The sequence below is a fragment of the Bacillus cereus group sp. BfR-BA-01355 genome, from assembly GCF_022663675.1.
GTDB classification, from domain to species: domain Bacteria; phylum Bacillota; class Bacilli; order Bacillales; family Bacillaceae_G; genus Bacillus_A; species Bacillus_A thuringiensis_S.
The window spans coordinates 1-7,794 of sequence record NZ_JAKUFY010000163.1; the positions used below are offsets into that span (position 1 = coordinate 1).

Sequence of the window (7,794 nt, forward strand, 5' to 3'; positions counted from 1 at the left end):
ATATCAAAATAAAGACGTTAAAAATCTAAACCTACGTGAATGGGACTGTCCTTCTTGTCGTACACACCATGATAGGGATATTAACGCAAGTATCAATCTAAAGAATGAAGCAATAAGGCTTCTAACCGCAAGGACTGCGGGTTAGCCTAATCAATTAGAGTTCGATAGAACTCTTTACTTAGGAATCCCTCACTTCTAAACGAAGTGAAAGTGGGGGTAGTTCAAGCATAAAAAAATAAAACATCACTTAGTGTAAAAAAATTCAAAGTACTAAAGGGATTTCTATTAAAAATTAAATAAAATCATTCATTGATTAATTGTTCTATCTCTTTTCCTATTAGAACCAAATTTTTGCTAATTGAGAGACTCCTTTTATTATCTCTTCTTCGCATAAATCACCAAATCCAAGTTGAATATGAGGATATTCTGGTAAATATTCCGAGAAATATTTTGAGCAAGGATAAACTATAATGCCGTGATCATGTGCTCTTTCAATTAGCATTTTTTCACTCATTTTTGTTTTCACTTCAATAATAACGAAAATACCGGAGCTACCACCTTTAATCTTGACATATTCCTTAAAATGCTTTGATAATTCCTTATTTAATAGATTCATTTTACGTTTATACAAAGTTTTCATCTTCCTTAAGTGCGAGTACCAATATCCTTCATTCATAAAAGTTGCCAATGTTCGCTGATGAATAGATGAGGATGTTTGTTCAAGTAAAGGGAGTATCTTTTTATATTCATTTATTAGCCGCCTAGGCAAAACCATATAACTAACACGGATAGAGGGGAGGAGTGCCTTTGAAAAAGTTCCTAAATAAACCACCCTATCATTTGAATCTAAACTTTGAAGAGACGGTATAGGTTGATGAATATATCGAAATTCACTATCATAATCATCCTCAATAATATAGCCTTCCACCTTTTTTGCCCATCCAATTAACTTTAGTCTTTCATTGACAGGGATGGTCACTCCATACGGAAAGTGGTGAGTAGGAGTGACATATAAAAGTCTAGAAGGCGATTTTAAAAGAAAATCGACTTGAATGCCTCGTTCTTTTACTGGAATTGGATCAATAATAAATGATTGAAGAACAAAAAGCTCCCTTGCCACGTTATATCCAGGATCTTCTACTGCTATATAATGATAGTCTTGCTTTAATATTAGTGACAAAATTAATAACAAATGTTGTGTGCTACTGCCAATAATAATTTGTTCTGCAGAAGTAGTAACTCCTCTTGATTGAAATAAGTAATCTGCTAGTGCCTTCCTTAATTTAATGTCGCCTTGTTTTTCTCCGTATGAAAACATGCTAGAGTCTTTAAGAATTTTGTTTGTAATCATTCTCCACTTTTTTAAAGGGAAGTTTTCTTGATCCACTATCCCAATCTTAAAATCAATAGTTTTCATGTTAGTATGATTTGTTTCATAATGCTGTTCTCTAATAGGTTCAAAATTAAGTGTTTCATCCGATGTAATAGCCTCTACAAAAAAACCTTTTTTGTTCTCACTTCGAATATACCCCTCTGATTGCAGTTGTTCATAGGCTACCTGAGTTGTGTTTCTGCTGACCTCTAATTGGTTAGCGAGTTGTCGAATTGATGGCAACTTTTTACCGTGTTTTAATTTACCAGATAAAATCTGAGTTCGTATATATTGATAAACTTGTTGATATATAGGATTTTTACTTTTTCGATTTATATTAAATATTAGTTCCTTCATTATTTTAATACCCCATCTGTCATTTGTATTTATTGTAAACTGTACCTTTTAGAAATGACAGTATAAATAAATAATGAATTTATAAAAAAATTTAATTTAGGAGGAGAATTATGACAATATTTATGTACATATTTTGTTTGATTGTATGGGGACTCAACTTTATTGCAGTGAAAATTCAAGGAACTCCTGTCAGCTTAGAGTTATCTTTAACTTACCGTCTGGTTATGACAGCTTTTTTATTTTTGATGCTTGTTTGTTTTCTTCGACCAAATGGGATGCCAACAAAAAAAGATATCCCATTTGTAATAGTTTTTGGTATATGTAACTTTGCAATAAGCTATTTATGCCTTTATTACGCTACAATTTTGAGTTCTGCGGCAATTGTAACATTGATTTTTTCATTAAAGGTAATTTTGACTCCGATCACACTTCGAATTTTTTTAAAAGAAAAGTTACATTCACGCGTTTTGTTTGGAGGGATTTTAGGGGTATTAGGAGTATGTATTCTTATCTATCCGAAATTGAATGATTTTCAAGGGTTCAATGATATAAAAGGAATTATGGTTGCAATTTTAGGTACGCTTCTTACAGCAATAGGTGATGCGAGCTCGGCACGAAATGCAAGCCATAAGGTGAACCCTATCTATGCAAATGTTATTGGATTTACAGTAGCTAGTTTATTGATGGGAGTAATTGTATTATTTCAAGGACAGGAATTTGCATTTCCTACATCGTTTTCATATGTATCTATGTTGATATACTTAACTCTATTTGCTTCTTTTGTAGCATGGTTATTCTATTTGAAGCTTGTAGAAAAAATCGGAGGAGCTCGAAGTGGATATATGGTTGCGCTATTCCCTGTAATTGGAGGGATAGCTTCCGTTTTAATCGGTGAGTCAGATCCATCCCTATATTTGTTTGTTGGATGTTTTTCAAGCTGTATTGGAGCGGCTATCGCATTAGGGTTTAGAACTCAAAAGCAAGATTCGAAATTAACTCTAAAAAGGGTTAATTAAGAAAGGAATAAGTGTAATGAACTTGAAAATAGATCCCATATATTTTTTATGTATGAATTGTGCACGTTCTTTTGAAAAAAATAAACCATAAGTCGCTTAAAAATTGGGTAAATAAGGATTTCTTTTCTCCAATTTAAATAGAGTATGTATCAGGACTCTGGGAATATATCTTAATATTCATTCAATTTTATATGTATTATTTCATGCTCTTTTTTTACTTCTATTTTGATAAAAGATTTAACATTGAAGTGGATACAAAATAGTAGAGATAAGGTTCAGTAAGCGTACAAGAAGTATGTTAGTTTATCGAAAAAATCCCTACAGGGGACGTAGAGTAAGTCTAAGGGTATTGAAGAATTGTCGATTCTAAAAGTAAAGGACTTCTTGGAATGTAATAAGTTCAACATGCAATTCGTTAAAACTGTATATAATTATATTGAATTAATATGAATTAATATGAATTAATGCTTCTAAAGCACCGGCATTTAAAGCTAGAAAAGAATTAAAAGAAGCTGTGAAATAATTATACATAGTAAAAAAGGATTTGATATTCATATCAGATCCTTTTTTCATTATTAGTTTAGTATAATTGCTCATCGTAGCTACTTAACAAGGGTTTAGAAACTAAATATTTTTCAGGTACTACAATCTTAACCTAATAATTTTCTTAGTTTTTGGTATTCACTTTCCTAGCTTAACTGACATGGGGCACTATATCATCAAAAGAAAATTAGATGTTTAGTATTAAATAAAATTAGTAGCAATACTATTTAGGTTCTTTAAGGAAACCAAATGAGAGAGCAACTTTTCAAAGGGTATCCTGTGATATAACTAAGTAGAATTTTTTAAACAAGGGGATGATGAGATGAATAAATTGAAGGGGAAAATTGCATTAGTAACAGGGGCTAGTAGAGGAATAGGCCGAAGCATCGTCTTACATTTGGCGCAGGCTGGTGCGTTAGTCGTTGTTCACTATAGTAAAAGAAAAGAAGAAGCAGAAAGTGTAGTGGATCAAATTAAACAAGATGGCGGTGCCGCATTTACAATCAGTGCAGACTTAAGTACCTTTAACGGCATTAATAAATTGTATTCAATGATGGATCAATCTCTTCAAAAATATATAGGTGATACTACATTTGATATCCTTGTAAACAACGCAGGAATTGGGCAGATTTTAACGTTAGAGGAATCTACAGAGGAGTCTTTTGATGAGGTTATGAATATTAATGTGAAAGCTCCATTTTTCATTATTCAAAAAGCTTTGCCACGTTTAAAAGATTGAGGCCGGATTATCAATATTTCGTCTTTTGTCACACGGGTAGCCTCCCCAAGTGTTTTTGCCTACAGTATATCTAAGGGGGCAATTAATACACTCACTCATACTTTAGCACAACAACTTGGTGCCCATGGTATTACAGTAAATGCAATTCTCCCGGGTATAATTAATACAGAAATGAACGCTGAGACATTGGGGAATAGAGATGGACAAAAATATGCCGCAGGTTTATCGACTTTTAATAGGTGGGGGGAACCTAATGATATAGCTGATATTGTAGGTTTTCTTTCTTCATCAGATAGTCGTTGGATAACTGGTGAGTTAATCGATGCAAGTGGTGGATCTTGCTTATAATGCTAGAGGAAAAGCTTACTTAAATAGAGTTGGTTTTGCAACTCTATTCTTTATTTGTTAAACCACCGAACTACGCACCATTTATTAGCTCTTACAAAAAACAGCTTGAAACGAGGCCCAATGTATTAAGTCAATCAAGGTAGAGAAGCAATTATGCTGTAGTAGGATTTGTAGTAAGTGTAAATAGTAAAAATGCAATGAATATGCACAATTTCATATATAAATAGGTACTTTTTGTTAACTCTTTCACAGAGAAGGAAAGGTATGAATTTAGTATGATAGAATCAATTTGTATTAAATAGAAAGGGGATGAGTATATGCTAAAAAGAATGATTTTAGGAGTTTCATCATTAGTAGTGGGAGCAACAGTTGGCTTAGCGACTGATGTATCCGCAGCACCTGCACCACCATTAACATCATTAAATGTGGTAAAAGTTGAATCTCAATTAGGCGGGGTTGAATTTATTGGTCCTAATAATTTAAGTACAGTTAAAGATCACGGAGGGAGCTATTTATACATTTATACAAATGAAATGGGATATGGTAGAAATCCAATTGCTCAAATGAGTGGTCAAAAACTAAAAAAAGTAGATTCTAAGATGATTGATATAAATGGGGATAGAACAGTGGATGGATGGGAATATAAATGGGATGCTTCAGGACAGCAAAATGGGCAATTTAAATATCAAAATACATCTACAAATGCACCTTGGAATACATTATCTACGTCATTAAATATTAAATAAACTAACAGAAGAATTCGATACTATTTTTTTATGTTTGTTATATATGTAATGTTTAGATACCTAAAGGAGTCTACGTTTTTAAGTAGGCTCTTTCTAACTAATGATAAGATATCAGCAAATTGATAAACTATTTTGTCTAATCGGCAAATCAGAAGTTTACATAACATTTTTCTGGTAAACAATTCTAGGTTTAATAGTGTAATCAATAAAGGAAGTAAATCTTTCATAAAATCAATTAAGTTATTTAGTGGGTCTTTCATCATAAATATCTAAAACTACATATTTATGAAATTTTATAAAGTTTCCACTTTATATTTAGTCCTAAATCATACGATTTTAATACAAAATACTATAATTTGATTAGTAATAGCAGTGAAAAAAACATTAAATATATCTAGATTTTAAAGCTAATGTTACTTTATTACATAATTTGTTTAAAGGGATATATAGGGTTATTATTCAATGTAACTAAAATAATTTAAAAGGAGATAGGAAGTTATGTTTAAAGTAAAAGCAAGGGGAAAAATAAAAAAAATTGTTATGGTTTCAACGGCTTGTACCATGTTGTCAATGTATGGAGCACCAATTTCTAGTACAGAGGCAGCAACCCGATCTCATGCCCCATCAGTTTATGTAACACCACAAAATACTGCTGCTTCAGATATTATTAGCATTGACTGGTCACCAGTCCAAACAGCACCTTATACATATTGGGCTGTGCATAACTGGAATCAGGGAGGAGAGGGTGGTGGTTATGCGGGCTTTCAACAACAAAGTGGTTTTGATCAATTCGGTAAACGAACCCTTCATTTTGCACTTTGGGATCCAATAGCATCAAACCAAGCAATAAAAGCTGAATATTTATCGCCGACTTCAGAAGCCAGTAGATTTGGTGGAGAAGGAACAGGTCTAAAGGTACAAACAACTTATAATTGGAAAGATAGTGAATGGTATCGAATGACTCTACGTTCTTGGCAAGAAGATGGCCATACAAAGTTTGGCCAGTGGATAAAAGATAATAAATTAAATCAATGGAAGTTAGTTGCTATTATGGATCATCCAGTTGCGAATGTTGCATTTAACTATGGTTTATTGATGTTTCAAGAGGACTGGGCTGGTAATGGACAAGATGTAAGAGAAGCACGTCTTAAAAATGGATACAGCAGAAAAGTTTCAGATAAACAATGGAATTCTTGGAATAATCAGCGTATCTCTGGGCAACATGATACGTCCTATCAATACGATGGAGGAGCAACTTCAGAATATCTATGGGTTAGGGCAGGAGGAAATACTCAATCAACTATTGGTACTGGAAAAACTTTTAATATAAATCAGCCTAGTCAACCAGAAATGGGAAATTTAGATTTTGATATCCTAAATACTCGCTTTGAAGCTGGAAAATTAAATGTTTCATGGAAATTGAAAGAACAAAGTACTCCACAGTTTAAAGGGAAAATTGAAATCTATGACAATGAAAAGTTAATGGGACAACCTTTAAAAATAATTGATAATATTAAGTCCTACCAAACTGAGGTAAGTCAAACTATGCAATTACCTCAAACAGCTTTTGCTAAAATTACATTAACAGATATATTTGATCGAACTGTAGAGAAAAAAGTAGAAATTACAAATGGAAATTCTGATATTTTAGTAGGGAATCGATTTGCATGGTCCCTAAAAGGAATTAGTGATTTCGAGTTTGCAAAAATCAATTTCAATAAGTCGACAGAAGAAATGCAAATTGAATTAAAAGCAGGCGTACCGCATCATTATTTTAATGAAACGTATGCGAGTATTAAAGTACAAAATGCATCAGGAAAAGTAGTATATAGTAAAGATATTTATGGAAACAAACAACAAAATGCTGAATCGCAAAAAGTTCCAGTCAAAGTAGGAGATTATATTGAGTTAACACATCTAGAAGGTGTGCATAGAGCGAATTTCACAAATTTAGACAACAGTAAACAAGAAAGCTTTGGAAAAAAAGCAATGTATGAAGTCACAAAAGAAGGCTTGAAGAAAGTAGAAAAAATGCCAGAAGCAACAATTTTAGACGGAAATCAATTTACATGGTCCCTAAAAGGATATAGTGATCGAGAAATTGCAAAAGTAGATTATAATCAAACAGCAGAAGAGCTAAAAATTAAATTAGAAGCAGGCGTACCGCATTCTTACTTCAATAGTACATATGCAAGTATTAAAGTCCAGAACTCGTCTGGTAGCGTTATGTACAATAAGGAAATCATAGGAAATAGACAACAAAATGCTGAAACCCAAACAGTGCCCGTAAAAGTGGGAGATTACATTGAATTAACTCATATAGAAGGAGACGCAGTAAAGGAAAAAACACGCGCAACATTAACGAATCTTGAAAATAACAAAAATGAAACTATTGGAAAGACAGCAAGATACCAGGTTACAAAAGAGGGCTTAAAGAAAGTAGAAAAAATGCCAGAGACAACAATTCTAGATGGAAAACAATTTGCATGGTCATTAAAAGGATATAGTGATCGAGAAATTGTAAAAGCAGATTATAATCAAACAGCAGAAGAGCTGAAAATCAAATTAGAAGCAGGCGTACCGCATTCTTACTTCAATAGTACATATGCAAGTATTAAAGTCCAGAACTCGTCTGGTAGCATTATATACAATAAGGAAATCCTGGGTAATAGA

5 protein-coding genes and 1 pseudogene are annotated in these 7,794 nt (G+C 32.7%); 5 read left to right on the forward strand and 1 reads right to left on the reverse strand.

The features are described from left to right. The coding region (locus MR167_RS29255; RefSeq protein WP_242316086.1) for a transposase at window positions 1-145 on the forward strand (145 nt) is incomplete at its 5' end. A gap of 192 nt (window positions 146-337) precedes the next feature. Here the strand turns inward: MR167_RS29255 and pdxR are convergent. Continuing rightward, window positions 338-1,729, reverse strand: coding sequence for a MocR-like pyridoxine biosynthesis transcription factor PdxR (pdxR, locus tag MR167_RS29260; protein WP_242316084.1), 1,392 nt, complete (start codon window positions 1,727-1,729; stop codon window positions 338-340). Between the two features lie 110 nt (window positions 1,730-1,839). Here pdxR and MR167_RS29265 point away from each other — a divergent pair, with 110 nt between their 5' ends. The 4 genes and pseudogenes from MR167_RS29265 to MR167_RS29280 all read left to right on the forward strand — a co-directional run. Then, window positions 1,840-2,745: a DMT family transporter gene (locus MR167_RS29265; protein ID WP_000151802.1), complete on the forward strand. Its 906-nt coding sequence runs from the start codon at window positions 1,840-1,842 to the stop codon at window positions 2,743-2,745. Window positions 2,746-3,610: 865 nt separating this feature from the next. Further along, window positions 3,611-4,375: pseudogene (locus MR167_RS29270) on the forward strand (SDR family oxidoreductase). Between the two features lie 317 nt (window positions 4,376-4,692). Then, window positions 4,693-5,121, forward strand: a complete 429-nt coding sequence (locus MR167_RS29275; protein ID WP_000919890.1) for a DUF4879 domain-containing protein — start codon at window positions 4,693-4,695, stop codon at window positions 5,119-5,121. A 498-nt stretch (window positions 5,122-5,619) separates the two neighbouring features. After that, the coding region (locus MR167_RS29280) for a putative mucin/carbohydrate-binding domain-containing protein (RefSeq protein ID WP_242316085.1) at window positions 5,620-7,794 on the forward strand (2,175 nt) is incomplete at its 3' end.

Coding starts and splice junctions, on each gene's coding strand:
- pdxR (WP_242316084.1), bottom strand. CDS start 1,729: ATGAAGGAACTAATATTTAATATAAATCGAAAAAGTAAAAATCCTATA.
- MR167_RS29265 (WP_000151802.1), top strand. CDS start 1,840: ATGACAATATTTATGTACATATTTTGTTTGATTGTATGGGGACTCAAC.
- MR167_RS29275 (WP_000919890.1), top strand. CDS start 4,693: ATGCTAAAAAGAATGATTTTAGGAGTTTCATCATTAGTAGTGGGAGCA.